The sequence below is a fragment of the Micromonospora parathelypteridis genome (genome assembly GCF_014201145.1).
Classification (GTDB): Bacteria; Actinomycetota; Actinomycetes; order Mycobacteriales; family Micromonosporaceae; genus Micromonospora; species Micromonospora parathelypteridis.
Map to the genome: position 1 here is coordinate 3,741,696 of NZ_JACHDP010000001.1, position 13,742 is coordinate 3,755,437.

General features: G+C 71.4%; 11 protein-coding genes. 6 read left to right on the forward strand and 5 right to left on the reverse strand.

The genetic code is table 11. From position 1 onward, the window contains the following. Positions 1-121: 121 nt before the first annotated feature. From HNR20_RS16890 to HNR20_RS16905, 4 genes are read right to left on the reverse strand one after another with little or no spacing between them, the layout of a single operon-like run. Positions 122-1,291, reverse strand: a complete 1,170-nt coding sequence (locus HNR20_RS16890) for a CaiB/BaiF CoA transferase family protein (protein ID WP_229687007.1) — start codon at positions 1,289-1,291, stop codon at positions 122-124. Further along, entirely contained in the window at positions 1,288-3,447 is a 2,160-nt protein-coding gene (locus tag HNR20_RS16895) for a 3-hydroxyacyl-CoA dehydrogenase NAD-binding domain-containing protein (RefSeq protein WP_184180982.1), read from the reverse strand. Before HNR20_RS16895 ends, HNR20_RS16890 begins: the two co-directional genes overlap by 4 nt. Positions 3,448-3,462: 15 nt before the next feature. Beyond that, positions 3,463-4,677: an acetyl-CoA C-acetyltransferase gene (locus tag HNR20_RS16900; protein ID WP_184180984.1), complete on the reverse strand. Its 1,215-nt coding sequence runs from the start codon at positions 4,675-4,677 to the stop codon at positions 3,463-3,465. Beyond that, the gene (locus HNR20_RS16905; protein ID WP_184180987.1) at positions 4,667-5,827 is read right to left on the reverse strand and encodes an acyl-CoA dehydrogenase family protein; all 1,161 of its coding nucleotides are present in this window, start codon (positions 5,825-5,827) and stop codon (positions 4,667-4,669) included. Before HNR20_RS16905 ends, HNR20_RS16900 begins: the two co-directional genes overlap by 11 nt. 58 nt (positions 5,828-5,885) lie before the next feature. On the opposite strand from HNR20_RS16905, the gene HNR20_RS16910 reads away from it, so the two are divergent. Next, positions 5,886-6,566, forward strand: coding sequence for a TetR/AcrR family transcriptional regulator (locus HNR20_RS16910; protein WP_184180988.1), 681 nt, complete (start codon positions 5,886-5,888; stop codon positions 6,564-6,566). A 12-nt stretch (positions 6,567-6,578) separates the two neighbouring features. On the opposite strand, the gene HNR20_RS16915 is transcribed toward HNR20_RS16910, so the two are convergent. Further along, entirely contained in the window at positions 6,579-7,373 is a 795-nt protein-coding gene (locus HNR20_RS16915) for a zf-HC2 domain-containing protein (protein WP_184180990.1), read from the reverse strand. Between the two features lie 72 nt (positions 7,374-7,445). Here HNR20_RS16915 and HNR20_RS16920 point away from each other — a divergent pair, with 72 nt between their 5' ends. The 5 genes from HNR20_RS16920 (at position 7,446) to HNR20_RS16940 (ending at position 13,704) form a co-directional block, all read left to right on the forward strand. Beyond that, positions 7,446-8,486 carry a TRM11 family SAM-dependent methyltransferase gene (locus HNR20_RS16920; RefSeq protein WP_184180992.1) on the forward strand — a complete coding sequence of 347 codons (1,041 nt, stop codon included), beginning with the start codon at positions 7,446-7,448 and terminating at the stop codon, positions 8,484-8,486. Between the two features lie 361 nt (positions 8,487-8,847). Then, positions 8,848-8,937, forward strand: coding sequence for a K(+)-transporting ATPase subunit F (gene kdpF, locus HNR20_RS16925; protein WP_036390805.1), 90 nt, complete (start codon positions 8,848-8,850; stop codon positions 8,935-8,937). Beyond that, a complete protein-coding gene (gene kdpA, locus HNR20_RS16930; RefSeq protein ID WP_184180994.1) occupies positions 8,937-10,592 on the forward strand; it encodes a potassium-transporting ATPase subunit KdpA in 1,656 nt (551 codons plus the stop codon). The genes kdpF and kdpA overlap by 1 nt, the downstream gene beginning before the upstream one ends. A 20-nt stretch (positions 10,593-10,612) precedes the next feature. Then, positions 10,613-12,820, forward strand: a complete 2,208-nt coding sequence (kdpB, locus tag HNR20_RS16935; RefSeq protein WP_184180996.1) for a potassium-transporting ATPase subunit KdpB — start codon at positions 10,613-10,615, stop codon at positions 12,818-12,820. Then, positions 12,820-13,704 carry a potassium-transporting ATPase subunit C gene (locus HNR20_RS16940; RefSeq protein ID WP_184180998.1) on the forward strand — a complete coding sequence of 295 codons (885 nt, stop codon included), beginning with the start codon at positions 12,820-12,822 and terminating at the stop codon, positions 13,702-13,704. Before kdpB ends, HNR20_RS16940 begins: the two co-directional genes overlap by 1 nt. Positions 13,705-13,742: the final 38 nt, after the last annotated feature.

The window sequence follows — 13,742 nt, forward strand, 5'->3', positions numbered from 1 at the left end:
GATAGCGCAACATCGGCGATCTCGTGTTGATCAGACCCTTGGCGCAGCGCGTGAGTCAGCGCGTCCAGCGTCTCGGCCCGGTCTCCCGGGTAGAGCCCGCCGAGCACCCCGTCCCCGGGCGTCACCGCCACTCGACGAGGATCTCCTCCACCGGCAGGACGTCCTGCTCCGGGTCTGGCGCGGGGGTCGGACGGGCAGCCGGGGTGCGGTCGAAGCGGGGCGCCGGGGCCGGCTGGATCTCACCGCCCACCTCGACGAAGGTGCCCCGGGCGGCATTGTGCGGATGCTGGTGCGCCTCGCCGGGGGCGAGCACCGGTGCGACACAGGCGTCCAGATCGGCGAAGACCGCCGTCCACTCGTCCCGGGTCCGTTCGGCGAACCGCTCGGTGAACCGACGGCGCAGTTCGTCCCAGCCGCTCGGGTCGTACTGGGTGGGCAGGTCCGGGTCGTCGGCGAGGTCGAGGCCGGTGAGCAGTACGGCGTAGAAGGCTGGTTCCATCGCGCCGACGGCCATGAATCCACCGTCGGAGGTGCGGTACGTGTCGTAGAACGGCGCCCCGCCGTCGAACATGTTGCGCCCGCGCGGCGCGGCCCACAGGCCGGTGCCGAGCAGTCCGTGCAGGAACGACGTGAGCAGCGCCGACCCGTCCACCATCGCCGCGTCGACTACCTGGCCGATGCCGGAGCGTTCCCGTTCGAGCAGTGCGGCCAGCACACCGACGGCGAGCAGCATTCCGCCACCGCCGAAGTCGCCGAGCAGGTTCATCGGCGCGTACGGGCGCTCGCCGGCGCGGCCCAGTGGCTCCAACGCCCCGGCCACCGCGATGTAGTCGATGTCGTGCCCGGCCCGGGCTGCCAGTGGACCGTCCTGACCCCAGCCGGTCATCCGCGCGTACACCAGTCGGGGGTTGCGGGCCTGGCAGGTCTCCGGGCCGAAGCCGAGCCGCTCGGCCACCCCCGGCCGGTACGCCTCGACCAGCACGTCCGCCCGCTCGACCAGGCGCAGCAGGTCCGCCACCCCGGCTGGGGATTTCAGGTCCAGTGCGGTGATCCGCCGGCCGCGCTGTAACGGCCCGCCGGTCGGCGCGGCGAGCCGTCCCGCTCCCGGGGCACCCGGGCGGTCCACCCGCACCACGTCCGCGCCGAGGTCGGCGAGCACCATGCAGCCGAACGGCGCCGGGGCGAGACTTGCCAGCTCGACGACCCGCACCCCGGCGAGCGGCCCGCCCCCGGTCGACCCGCCCTGCGGCCCGCCGCGCGCCAACCCGCCCAGCTCGCCGGCCGCCGTCACGCAACGCCCGTCGGTTCGGCGGTACGGGCGGCCAGCCGGTCGTCCAGGTCGGCGGGGGGTGTGAACCGGTCGCCGTAGCGGCCGGCCAGCTCGGTGGCGCGGGCCGCGAAGCCGGCCGGGCCGCCCGCGTACTGCCGGACGTAGCGGATCACCCCGCCGGTCCAGGCGGGGAAGCCGATGCCGAAGATCGAGCCGATGTTGGCGTCGGTCTCGGTACGCAGCACGCCCTCGTCGAGGCAGCGCAGCGCGTCCAGCGCCTCGGCGAAGAGCATCCGCTCCTGCAGGTCGGTGAACGGCACCGCCCGGCCCGCGTCGGTGGTCAGGTCGGCGAGACCGGACCACAACCGTCCCCGGGTGCCGTCCTGGTAGGAGTAGAAGCCGCGGCCGGTGGCGCGGCCCGGCCGGTCGTACGCGTCGACCAGTTCGTCGATGAGCCGGTGCGCCGGCAGCGGCAGGAATTCGTCGCTGGCGGCCTCGAACTGGCGGCGGATCCGTTGGATCAGGGTGAGGCTGACCTCGTCGGCCAGCGCCAGGGGCCCGGTCGGGTAGCCGGCCTGCAACGCGGCCTGCTCCACCGACGCGGCCGGCACACCTGCGGCGACCATGCCGACCGCCTCGTCGATGAACCGGCCGATCACCCGGCTGGTGAAGAACCCCCGGCCGTCGTTGACCACGATCGGGGTCTTGCCGATCCGCCGGCCCAGGTCGAACGCGCGGGCCAGCGCGGCGTCGCTGGTCCGCTCGCCGACCACGATCTCCAGCAGCGGCATCCGGTCCACCGGGGAGAAGAAGTGCATGCCGATGAAGTCGGACGGTCGGTCCACACCCTCGGCCAGCCCGGTGATCGGCAGGGTGGAGGTGTTGGAGGCGAGCAACGCGCCCGGTGCCAGCACCGGCAGCACCTCCGCGAAGACGGCCTGTTTCAGCGCCGGGTCCTCGAAGACCGCCTCGATCACCGCGTCGCACCCGGCCAACGCGTCGACCTGGTCGGTGGTGGTGATCCGGTCCAGCACCGCGCGGGCGTCGGCCTCCGTCGCGCGGCCCTTGCGTACCGTGCGGGCCAGCAACCGCTCGGCGTGGTCCCGGGCCCGGTCGGCGGCCTCCGGCGTGACGTCCTTGACCACCACGTCCAGGCCGGCGCTGGCGCAGGCGTACGCGATGCCCGCGCCCATCATGCCGGCGCCGAGCACCGCCACCCGGCGCACCGGCGGGGCGTCCACGCCGGTCGGTCGGGCCGCGCCACCGTTCACGGCCTTCAGGTCGAAGAAGAACGCCCCGATCATGTTCTTGGCGACCTGCCCGGTGAGCAGGCCGATCAGGTGCCGGGTCTCCAGGGTGAACGCGGTCTCCAGGTCTACCTGCGCGCCCTCGACGGCGGTGGCCAGGATCGCCTCGGGTGCGGGCAGCCGGGCACCCTTGAGCTGCTTGCGCAGGGTGGCAGGGAAGGCCGGCAGTTGTGCCGCAAGCGAGCGGCTGGCCGGGGTGCCGCCCGGCATCCGGTAGTCGGGCCGGTCCCACGGCTGGCGCGGCCGCGGGTTGGCGGCGATCCAGGCCCGGGCACGGTCCAGCAGCTCCGCAGGGGTGGCGACCACCTCGTCGACCAGCCCGGCGGCCAGGGCGTCGGCTGGGCGCATCCGTCGACCGGTGAGCAGTACCGTCGTCAGCGCCCCGGCCAGGCCGAGCATCCGTACCGTCCGGGTGACACCGCCGGCCCCGGGCAACAGGCCCAGGGTCACCTCGGGCAGCCCGAGCCGGCTGTCGGGTGCGTCCAGCGCGATCCGGTGGTGGCAGGCGAGGGCGATCTCCAGGCCGCCGCCGAGCGCGGAGCCGTTGACCGCGGCGACCACCGGCCGGCCCAGCGTCTCCAGCCGACGCAGGTCCCGTTTCATGGTGCCGAGCAACTCGGCCAGCTCCGGCGCGTCGGCGCGGGTGGCCCGGACCATCTGCGGCAGGTCACCACCGGCGAAGAAGGTCGACTTCGCGCTGGTGACGATGACCCCGGTCAGCTCGTCGCGCTCGGCCTCCAGCCGGTCCAGCACCGCGCTCATGGACGCGGCGTACGCCCGGTTCATGGTGTTGGCGGACTGGTCCGGGTCGTCCAGGGTGAGCGTGACGATGCCGTCGGCGCTGCGGTCGTACCGGATGGTGTTGGTCATGTGTCGTCCTCCGGGTCAGCAGCGCTCGAGAACGGTGGCGACGCCCATACCGCCGCCGATGCAGAGGGTCACCACGGCGCGGCGCAGGTCGCGGCGCTCCAACTCGTCCAACGCGGTGCCGACCAGCATCGCTCCGGTCGCGCCGAGTGGGTGGCCGAGAGCGATCGCGCCACCGTTGACGTTCACCCGGTCCGAGTCGAGGCGCAGGTCGCGGATGTACTTGAGCACCACCGCCGCGAACGCCTCGTTGAACTCGAACAGGTCGATGTCGTCGACGGTCAGCCCGGCGGCGGCGAGCGCCTTGTGGGTGGCCGGGATCGGGCCGGTCAGCATCAGCGTCGGGTCGGCGCCGCTGACCGCCGCGCCGGCGATCCGGGCGCGGGGAGTGAGACCGAGATCCCGGCCGACCTCCGCCGAGCCGATCAACACGAGCGCCGCACCGTCGACGATGCCGGACGAGTTGCCGGCGTGGTGGACGTGGTCGATCGCCTCCAGCCAGTGGAACTTCTGCAACGCGACCGCGTCGAAGCCGGCCGCCTCGCCCATCGCGGCGAACGACGGGGTGAGCCGGCCCAGCGCCTCCCGGGTGGTGTCCGGGCGCAGATGCTCGTCCACGGTGAGGATGTCCAGCCCGTTGCCGTCGCGTACCGGCACGACGGAGCGGGCGAAGTGCCCGCCGGCCCACGCCTTCGCGGCCCGCTCCTGCGATCGCAACGCGTAGCCGTCCACGTCGTCGCGGGTGAAGCCCTCCAGGGTGGCGATCAGGTCGGCGCTGATGCCCTGCGGCACGAACGACGTGGCCAGCACGGTCTGCGGGTCGGTGACCCAGGCCCCGCCGTCCGAGCCCATCGGCACCCGGGACATCGACTCCACGCCACCGGCGAGCAGCAGGTGCTCCCAGCCGGAGCGGATCCGCGCGGCGGCGGAGTTGACCGCTTCCAGCCCGGAGGCGCAGAACCGGTTGAGCTGCACCCCGCCCACCTGGTCGGGCAGCCCGGCCACCAGCGCGGCGGCCCGCGCCAGGTCACCGCCCTGCTCGCCGACCGGGGTGACGATGCCCAGCAGCAGGTCCTCCAGCCGGCCCACGTCCAGGCCGGGATTGCGCTCGCGCAGCGCGTCGATCAGGCCGACCACCAGGGAGATCGGCTTGACCCCGTGCAGCGCGCCGGTGTTCCGGCCGCGTCCGCGCGGGGTGCGAACCGCGTCGAAGACGTACGCCTCAGAGGGCACGGGCGATCAGCTCCTTCATGATCTCGTTGGTGCCGCCGTAGATCTTCTGGACGCGGGCGTCGGCGTACATCCGGGCGATCGGGTATTCCGTCGTGTAGCCGTAGCCGCCGAAGAGCTGAAGGCAGCGGTCAATGACCTCGCACTGCCCGTCGGTGAGCCAGGACTTCGCCATCGCCGCGGTCGCCACGTCCAGGTCGCCACGGGTGTGCCGGACGATGCAGTCGTCCAGGAAGACCCGGCTGACCCGGGTGCGGGTGGCGCACTCGGCGAGCACCATCCGGGTGTTCTGGTGGCCCATCAGTGTCTTGCCGAAGGCGGTGCGCTCCTTGGCGTACGCGACGGTCAGGTCGACGGCCCGTTCCATCGCCGCGACCGCGCCGACGCCGATGACCAGCCGTTCCTGTGGAAGCTGCTGCATGAGCTGGATGAAGCCCAGCCCCTCGGCGCTGCCGAGCAGGTTGGCCGCCGGCACCCGGAACTCGTCGAAGAACAGCTCGGCGGTGTCGTTGGCATGCAGCCCGATCTTGGACAGCAGCCGGCCCCGACGGAAGCCCTCCGGGTCGCCACCGACCTCGCAGACCAGCAGCGAAACACCGGCCGCCCGCTGCTCGGGGTCGGTCTTCACGGCCACGATGATCAGATCGGCCAGGCCGCCGTTGGTGATGAACGTCTTCGCTCCGGTGACGAGGTAGTCGTCGCCGTCGCGGACCGCCCGGGTACGCATCGCCTGCAGATCGGAGCCGCCGTCCGGCTCGGTCATCGCGATCGCGCCGACCAGTTCACCGCTGCACAGGCCGGGCAGCCACCGCCGCTTCTGCTCCTCGCTGCCGTACGCCACGAGGTAGCCGGTGACGATGCCGCTGTGGACGGCCAGCCCGAGGCTGCCCTCCCCGGTGTACGCCTGCTCGTGCAGCAGCACGGCCTCGTGGGTGAACCGGCCGCCCCCGCCGCCGTACTCCTCGGGGACGGACAGGCCGAGCAGCCCCAGCTCACCGGCGCGCCGGTAGTGCTCGCGGTCCGGATGCCCCTGCGCCTCCAGGCGGTCGGTGTGCGGCAGCACGTCCTTGGTGAAGAAGGTGCGCGCCAGGTCGGCAAGGTCGTCGTGCTCCGGCTCGCGCCAGGGTGAGCCATCGAGCGAGGGCGTCGGCATGTGCACCACCCTCGCGCCCTGTTGGCGGCATGTCAATAAGGTCGATAGGGTCGGGCAGATGAGTGTCGAGACGGCTCCTCGCCGCCGCCGTTTGGAGCCGGATGCCCGGCGCGGGCAGATCCTGGCCTGCGCGGTCCGGCTCTTCGGCGAACGCTCGTACGCGGACGTGTCGACCACCGACGTCGCCCGGGAGGCAGGCGTCGCTCGGGGCCTGGTCAACCACTACTTCGGTGCGAAGAAGGACCTCTACCTGGAGGTCGTCCGGGTCATGGTGACCATCCCCGAGGTTGCCCTGGAGCGGTTGCCCAAGGGTGATCTGCGGAGCCGGGTCGACGCCAGCGTCTCCTGGTTCCTCGACGTGGTGTCCCGACACAGCACCTCCTGGTTGGCCGCCGTCACCGCTCGGGGAATGGGCGGTGACACCGACGTGGAGCGGGTGCTCGCCGAAGCCGAGGAGGTCGCCGCGGACCGCATGCTCGTCGCCGTCGGGTTGGCCGGCGAGGCGGAGCACCGCGAGGAGTTGCGCGGGATGGTCCGGGCGTACGGCGGGCTGGCCACGTCGACCGCCCGGGAGTGGCTCCAGCGTGGGGCGTTGACCCGCGCCCAGGTGCACCTGCTGCTCACCACCACCCTGCTGACCATCGTCGAGCAGGTCATCCCGCAGGTCATCGCCGGTGACGGTCCGACCCGGCCGGCGCGCCCGGCGGCGGCGCGCACCGCACTGCCACCCGAGGGCTGATGCCGCCGACGATCAGGCGGCGCGGCGTTCGTCGGCCTGGCCGACGCGCGCCGCGGGGATCGCGTTGCGGTCGGCGGCCTGTGCCGGGTACGACTCGGGGCCAACCACCCGCAGCGGCCGGTCCACCTCGTCGGCGCCGAACCGCCAGCGTGACGGTGCCGGCTGCCGCTGCGGCGCGGGCCCGCCGGGGCGCAGACCGGGCCGGGACAGCAGCACCGTGATCAGGTAGCCGACCACCAGGAAGCCGTGGCTGACCAGCCGCTCCCCGCCCACCGAGCCGGTGGCCAGGTCGTTGACCGAGAGCAGCAGCAACGTGCCGACGAACGCGCTGAGCATCGGCAGCAGCCCGGCCGGCGGGCTGCGGCGCACCGCCACGAAGAGGAAACCGGCGCCCACCGCCACGTTCCAGGCGGCCGACTCGTGCCAGAGGTGTTGGCCGGTCGGGTGCAGGTGATCGGCTGTCGCGCCCCGGCCCACCTGGGCCAGGCCGAGCACCAACTGCACCGCGCCGAGCAGCCCGAGCGCCGCGCGTAGCCCGGCGACCAGCCGGCCGCGTCCGGCCATGCGCCGCCACCTCGACCGGCGGGCCGGCTCCGCCGTGACGGCGGCCAGGATCGCCGCGGTCCGGTCGGGCACATCGGCCACCAATCGGGTACGAACCCGACGGGTCACCGCGGCCGCCGCCGTGAACCAGGCCCGGCACTCCGCACACCCGTCGAGGTGCCCCTGCACCGCCGTCAGTTCGGCGACGGTCTCTTCCCCGTCCAACTGCGCGGACAGGACCTCCCGCCACTGCTCACACCCCATGTACCGGTAGTCGCTCCAGCGGCCGCTCCGGTTCCCGGCGACCGGGGCCTGTTGTGGAATACTCGCCGGATCATGACGCGTTACGGCCTGCTGATCCTGCCCGCCACCAACCGGGTGTACGCCCGCTCCGCCGTCGACCTCACCCGGGCCGAGCTGGAGATCTTCGGCCGTTCGGCGCTGGACGGCCGGATCGGCGAGCTGGACACCGAGGTGGTCGGTGGGGCCTCCTACGTCACGTTCACCGGCGACGGGCTGACCGAGCGGGACCTGAGCGTGCTCGGGAACCTCTCCGCAGGGTACGCGCTGTTCGAGATCGTCGGCGAGCTGCTGCGGCCGATCGAGTGGAGCAGGCTGGACCGTTACGACGACGACCTGCTCACCATCCAGAAGTACCCCGGCAAGACCAACGAGCAGTTCACCAAGCTGCTGCTCAACGTCACCCTGCTCGCCTCGGACTGGGCCGCTGAGCTGACCAGCCGGCGGTTCCGGGTGCTCGACCCGCTCTGCGGTCGGGGCACCACCCTCAACCAGGCTCTGATGTACGGGTTCGACGCCGCCGGGATCGAGCGCGACCAGAAGGACGTCGAGGCGTACCGGACGTTCATCACCACCTGGCTGAAGCAGAAGCGGGTCAAGCACCGGGTGCTGGAGTCGGGGCCGGTGCGGCGGGAGCGCAAGGTGGTCGGCCGGCGGGTGCGGATCGAGTTGGCGCCCACCCGCGAGGAGCACAAGGCTGGCCGGGTGCAGTTGCTGGACGTGGTCAACGCCGACACCACCCGCTCGGCGGAGTTCTTCCGTCCGGAGACCGTCGACCTGGTGGTCGCCGACGCGCCGTACGGCGTGCAGCACGGCAGTCGTACCGTCGAGCACGGGCTGACCCGTGACCCGCTGGCGCTGCTCGCGGACGCCGCGCCGGTCTGGGCCCGGCTGCTGCGCCCGGGTGGTGCGCTGGGTGTCTCGTGGAACACCCACGTGGCCAGCCGTGACGACGCGGCGGCGGCGCTGGCCGACGCCGGCCTGACCGTGGTCGACGAGGAGCCCTACCGCGCGCTGCGGCACCGGGTGGACCAGTCGATCATGCGTGACGTGCTCGTGGCCCGCCGCCCGGCCTGATCGACTCCCCGCCGCCCCACCGGCCACTTCGGCCGCATTGGCACCGACGCACCTCCAAGGCGTCTGGTGCCCTTTCCGCGCGTGTTCCCACGCTGCCCTCCTGAGACGTTTGTGCCGCGTTTCACCTGATCGGTGGGCGGCTGTGAAAACCACGTCAAGAAAAGGTGTGCCTCCGTCATGGTCGCGTTATGACCCCTGTCGTCCGGCAGGCGGTGGGGCTTTGATTGCCCGGCGCGACCGGAAGGCGGTCGCGACGAACCTTTCCGGTATGAGGAGTCAGCGTGTCTGACGTGGTGTTCGTGGTCCTGACGGTGGCGCTGTTCGCAGTGCTCGCCCTGGTGGTCCGGGCGGTGGAGAAGCTGTGAACGCGGTCAATGCCGTCGGTCTGGTGCTCGCGATCGTCCTGGGCGCGTTCCTGGTGTTCGCCCTGTTGTTTCCGGAGCGCTTCTGATGACCATGACAACAGCGGGCGTCATCTTTGTGCTGACGCTGGTGGCCGCCCTGGTCGCCGTTTACAAGCCGTTCGGCGACTACATGTTCCGGGCGGTCGACGGAACGAAGCAGTCGAGGGTCGAGCGGGGGATCTTCCGACTGGTCGGGGTCAACCCGGCAGCCGAGCAGACCTGGGGCGTCTACGCCCGCAGCGTGCTGGCGTTCTCGGCGATCTCGCTCCTGTTCCTGTACCTGCTCCAGCGGGTGCAGAACCACCTGTGGCTGTCCCTGGGCTTCGACCCGGTGGTGCCGCACGGTGCGTGGAACACCGCCGTCTCGTTCGTGGCCAACACCAACTGGCAGTCGTACTCGGGTGAGTCGACGATGGGCCACCTGGTGCAGATGGCCGGCCTGGCCGTGCAGAACTTCGTGTCTGCGGCGGTCGGTATCGCGGTGGCGATCGCTCTGGTGCGCGGGTTCGCCCGCAGCCGCACCGGGCAGCTCGGCAACTTCTGGGTCGACCTGACCCGGATCACGCTGCGGATCCTGCTGCCGGTCGCGGTGCTCGGCGCCATCGCGTTCATGATCGGCGGCGCGGTGCAGAACCTCTCGGCCGGCACCGACGTGAGCACGCTGACCGGCGGCTCCCAGACCATCACCGGTGGGCCGGTGGCGAGTCAGGAAGTGATCAAGCTGCTGGGCACCAACGGCGGCGGCTTCTACAACACCAACAGCGCCCACCCGTTCGAGAACCCCACCACCTGGACGAACTGGCTGCAGATCTTCCTGATCCTGCTGATCCCGTTCAGCCTGCCCCGGGTCTTCGGCCGGATGGTCCGGCAGAACCGGCAGGGCTACGCCATCGTCGCGGTGATGGGCATCCTGGCGTTCGCCAGCGTCGCCATCACCAACGTCTTCGAGTTGGCCGGCCACGGCACGGTGCCGCAGGCGGTCGGCGCGGCCATGGAGGGCAAGGATGTGCGGTTCGACGTGTCGAACTCGGCCACCTTCGCCGCCGCCACCACGCTGACCTCGACCGGCGCGGTGAACTCGTTCCACGACTCGTTCACCTCGCTCGGCGGCATGATGCCGATGGTCAACATGATGCTCGGCGAAGTCGCGCCGGGCGGTACCGGTTCCGGGATGTACGGCCTGCTCATCCTCGCGGTGATCACCGTCTTCGTGGCTGGCCTGATGGTGGGCCGCACCCCCGAGTACCTGGGCAAGAAGATCGGCTCGCGGGAAATCAAGTTCGCCTCGCTCTACTTCCTGATCACGCCGATCCTGGTGCTGGTCGGTACGGCGGCCGCGTTCGCCACCGGCAACAACTCCACCGCGCTCAACGTCGGCCCGCACGGCCTCTCCGAGGTGCTGTACGCGTTCACCTCGGCCAGCAACAACAACGGCTCCGCCTTCGGCGGCATCACGGTCAACACCACCTGGTGGGACACCGCGCTCGGGTTGTGCATGCTGCTGGGCCGATTCCTGCCGATCATCTTCGTGCTCGCGCTGGCCGGCTCGCTGGCCAGACAAGCACCCACCCCTGCGTCCGAGGGCACCCTGCCGACCCACCGACCGCTGTTCATCGGCATGGTCGTCGGCGTCACGGTGGTCCTCGTCGCGCTGACCTTCCTGCCCGCGCTCGCGCTCGGCCCGCTGGCAGAAGGGCTCTGACCATCATGAGGAACGAGGACATGTCCGTCACCTCCGTAACCACCGGGACCGGCGAGCAACCGACCGCCGGCACCCCGGCGACCCAGGGCAACCGGGTCGGTGGGGGCCTGCTCGACCCCAAGCAACTGTTCCGGTCCTTGCCGGACGCGATGCGCAAGCTCAACCCGGCCACCATGTGGCGCAACCCGGTGATGCTGATCGTGGAGGTCGGTGCGGCCTTCACCACCGTCCTGGCGGTGGCCGACCCGTCGGTGTTCGCCTGGGCGATCACCGTCTGGCTCTGGCTGACCGTGGTCTTCGCCAACCTGGCCGAAGCGGTCGCCGAAGGCCGGGGCAAGGCCCAGGCCGCGACGCTGCGGCAGGCGAAGAAGGACACCATCGCCACGCGGCTGATCGACTGGAAGCCCGGCGCGAAGGCCAACACCTACCGCGACGAGGCGGTGCCCGCGCCGGAGCTGCGGCAGGGCGACTTCGTCCTGGTCGAAGCGGGCGGGATCATTCCCGGCGACGGTGACATCGTCGAGGGCATCGCCAGCGTCGACGAGTCGGCCATCACCGGCGAGTCGGCCCCGGTCATCCGGGAGTCCGGTGGTGACCGCAGCGCGGTCACCGGTGGCACCAAGGTGCTCTCCGACCGGATCGTCGTGAAGATCACCCAGAAGCCGGGGGAGAGCTTCATCGATCGGATGATCGCCCTGGTCGAGGGTGCCAACCGGCAGAAGACGCCGAACGAGATCGCGCTGAACATCCTGCTCGCCGCGCTCACGATCATCTTCCTGCTGGCCGTGGTCACCCTTCAGCCTCTGGCCATCTTCTCCAAGGCGTACCAGGCGGCCGCGCCGGACACCGGTGCGATCACCGGCTCCGGTGTCACCGGGGTGGTGCTGATCTCGCTGCTGGTCTGCCTGATCCCCACCACCATCGGCGCGCTGCTCTCCGCCATCGGCATCGCCGGCATGGACCGGCTGGTGCAGCGCAACGTCCTGGCCATGAGCGGCCGGGCCGTCGAGGCGGCCGGCGACGTCAACACCCTGCTGCTGGACAAGACCGGCACCATCACGCTGGGCAACCGGCAGGCCGCCGAGTTCGTACCGGTCGAGGGGGTCACCGCCGCGACCGTGGCTGACGCCGCGCAACTGTCCAGCCTGGCCGACGAGACCCCGGAGGGGCGCTCGGTGGTCGTCCTGGCGAAGAACGAGTTCGGGCTGCGCGAGCGCGAGCCCGGCGTGATGCCGCACGCCACCTTCGTACCGTTCACCGCCCAGACCCGGATGAGCGGCGTCGACCTGGCCCCGGAGGCCAGCGTGGACGCCGGGGCCGCCGGAACGGGGCGTCGGGTCCGCAAGGGCGCCGCCGCCGCGGTGATGAAGTGGGTACGGGAGAACGGCGGGCACCCGACCGAGCAGGTCGGCGAGATCGTGGACGGGATCAGCAGCACCGGCGGCACCCCGCTGGTCGTCGCCGAGCACGTCGACGGTGAGCCCGCCCGCGCTCTGGGCGTCATCCACCTGAAGGACGTCGTCAAGTCGGGCATGCGGGAGCGGTTCGACGAGATGCGCCGGATGGGCATCCGGACCGTGATGATCACCGGTGACAACCCGCGCACCGCGAAGGCGATCGCCGACGAGGCCGGGGTGGACGACTTCCTGGCCGAGGCGACGCCGGAGGACAAGCTCGCGCTGATCAAGCGGGAGCAGGAGGGCGGTCGGCTGGTCGCGATGACCGGTGACGGCACCAACGACGCGCCGGCGCTCGCCCAGGCCGACGTCGGGGTGGCGATGAACACCGGTACGTCGGCCGCCAAGGAGGCCGGCAACATGGTCGACCTCGACTCCGACCCGACGAAGCTGATCGAGATCGTGGAGATCGGCAAGCAGTTGCTGATCACCCGCGGTGCGCTGACCACCTTCAGCATCTCGAACGACATCGCGAAGTACTTCGCGATCATCCCGGCCATGTTCGCCGGCATCTACCCGAGCCTGGACGCGCTGAACATCATGCGGCTGTCCAGCCCGGAGTCGGCGATCCTGTCCGCGGTCATCTTCAACGCCCTGGTGATCATCGCGCTGATCCCGCTCGCCCTGCGGGGTGTGCGGTACCGGCCGGCCGCCGCGTCGAAGCTGCTCGGCCGCAACCTGCTGGTGTACGGACTGGGCGGCATCATCGTGCCGTTCATCGGGATCAAGCTCATCGACCTGCTCATCCAGTTCATCCCAGGGATTTCGTGATGCGCCTACCCAACTGGCTCTCCCAACACCTCGCCGCCCTGCGCGCTGTGCTCGTCTTCACCGTGCTGCTCGGCCTGGTCTACCCACTGGCCCTGGTAGCGGTTGGCAAGCTGCCCGGCCTCAACCACAAGGCCGACGGCTCGCTCATCTCCTCGGGCGGAACGACGGTCGGCAGCGCGCTGATCGGCCAGAACTTCACCGACGCGGACGGCAACCCCGTCGCCCGCTACTTCCAGTCCCGCCCCTCCGCCGCCGGCGCCGACGGTTACGACCCGACCGCCACCTCGGCCAGCAACCTGGGCCCGGAGAGCGTGGTCGACACCATCGCCACCGACCCGGAGGAGTCCAGCGAGAGCCTGCTCACCCAGGTGTGCGGGCGCAGCAAGGAGGTCGGCGAGCTCAACGGCGTCGACGGTCGGCGCCCCTTCTGCACCGACGACGGTGTGGGTGCCGTGCTCGCGGTCTTCCGCGCCGACGGACTGACCGGGCGGGTCACCCGGGTGGTCAGCGTCAACCAGGCCGCACCGACCACCCCGTTCGTCACGTCGTACGAGGGGGTTGCGGTGGAGGCCGCCCAGCCCGGCGAGGACTACGTGGCCGACGGCGGCCTGATCACCCCGATCCGGGGCGACGCGCCCGCCGACCCGGCAGTGCCCGCCGACGCGGTCACCGCCAGCGGCAGCGGCCTTGACCCGCAGATCAGCCCGGCGTACGCCGAGCTGCAGGTGAACCGGGTCGCGCGGGAGCGCGGCACGGACCCGGAAGCGGTCCGCAAGCTGGTCGAGGAGCACACCGGCGGCCGAGCACTCGGCTTCATGGGTGAGCCGGCGGTCAACGTGCTGGAGCTCAACATCGCGCTCGACAAGCAGTTCGCGGCACGCTGAGCACACTCCGGGCGGGGCCGTGCCAACCGGCACGGCCC

Excerpts from the sequence above, each read along its gene's own strand:
- HNR20_RS16895 (WP_184180982.1), bottom strand. The coding sequence starts at position 3,447 with ATGACCAACACCATCCGGTACGACCGCAGCGCCGACGGCATCGTCACG.
- HNR20_RS16905 (WP_184180987.1), bottom strand. The coding sequence starts at position 5,827 with ATGCCGACGCCCTCGCTCGATGGCTCACCCTGGCGCGAGCCGGAGCAC.
- HNR20_RS16910 (WP_184180988.1), top strand. The coding sequence starts at position 5,886 with ATGAGTGTCGAGACGGCTCCTCGCCGCCGCCGTTTGGAGCCGGATGCC.
- HNR20_RS16915 (WP_184180990.1), bottom strand. The coding sequence starts at position 7,373 with ATGGGGTGTGAGCAGTGGCGGGAGGTCCTGTCCGCGCAGTTGGACGGG.
- HNR20_RS16920 (WP_184180992.1), top strand. The coding sequence starts at position 7,446 with ATGACGCGTTACGGCCTGCTGATCCTGCCCGCCACCAACCGGGTGTAC.
- kdpA (WP_184180994.1), top strand. The coding sequence starts at position 8,937 with ATGACCATGACAACAGCGGGCGTCATCTTTGTGCTGACGCTGGTGGCC.
- kdpB (WP_184180996.1), top strand. The coding sequence starts at position 10,613 with ATGTCCGTCACCTCCGTAACCACCGGGACCGGCGAGCAACCGACCGCC.
- HNR20_RS16940 (WP_184180998.1), top strand. The coding sequence starts at position 12,820 with ATGCGCCTACCCAACTGGCTCTCCCAACACCTCGCCGCCCTGCGCGCT.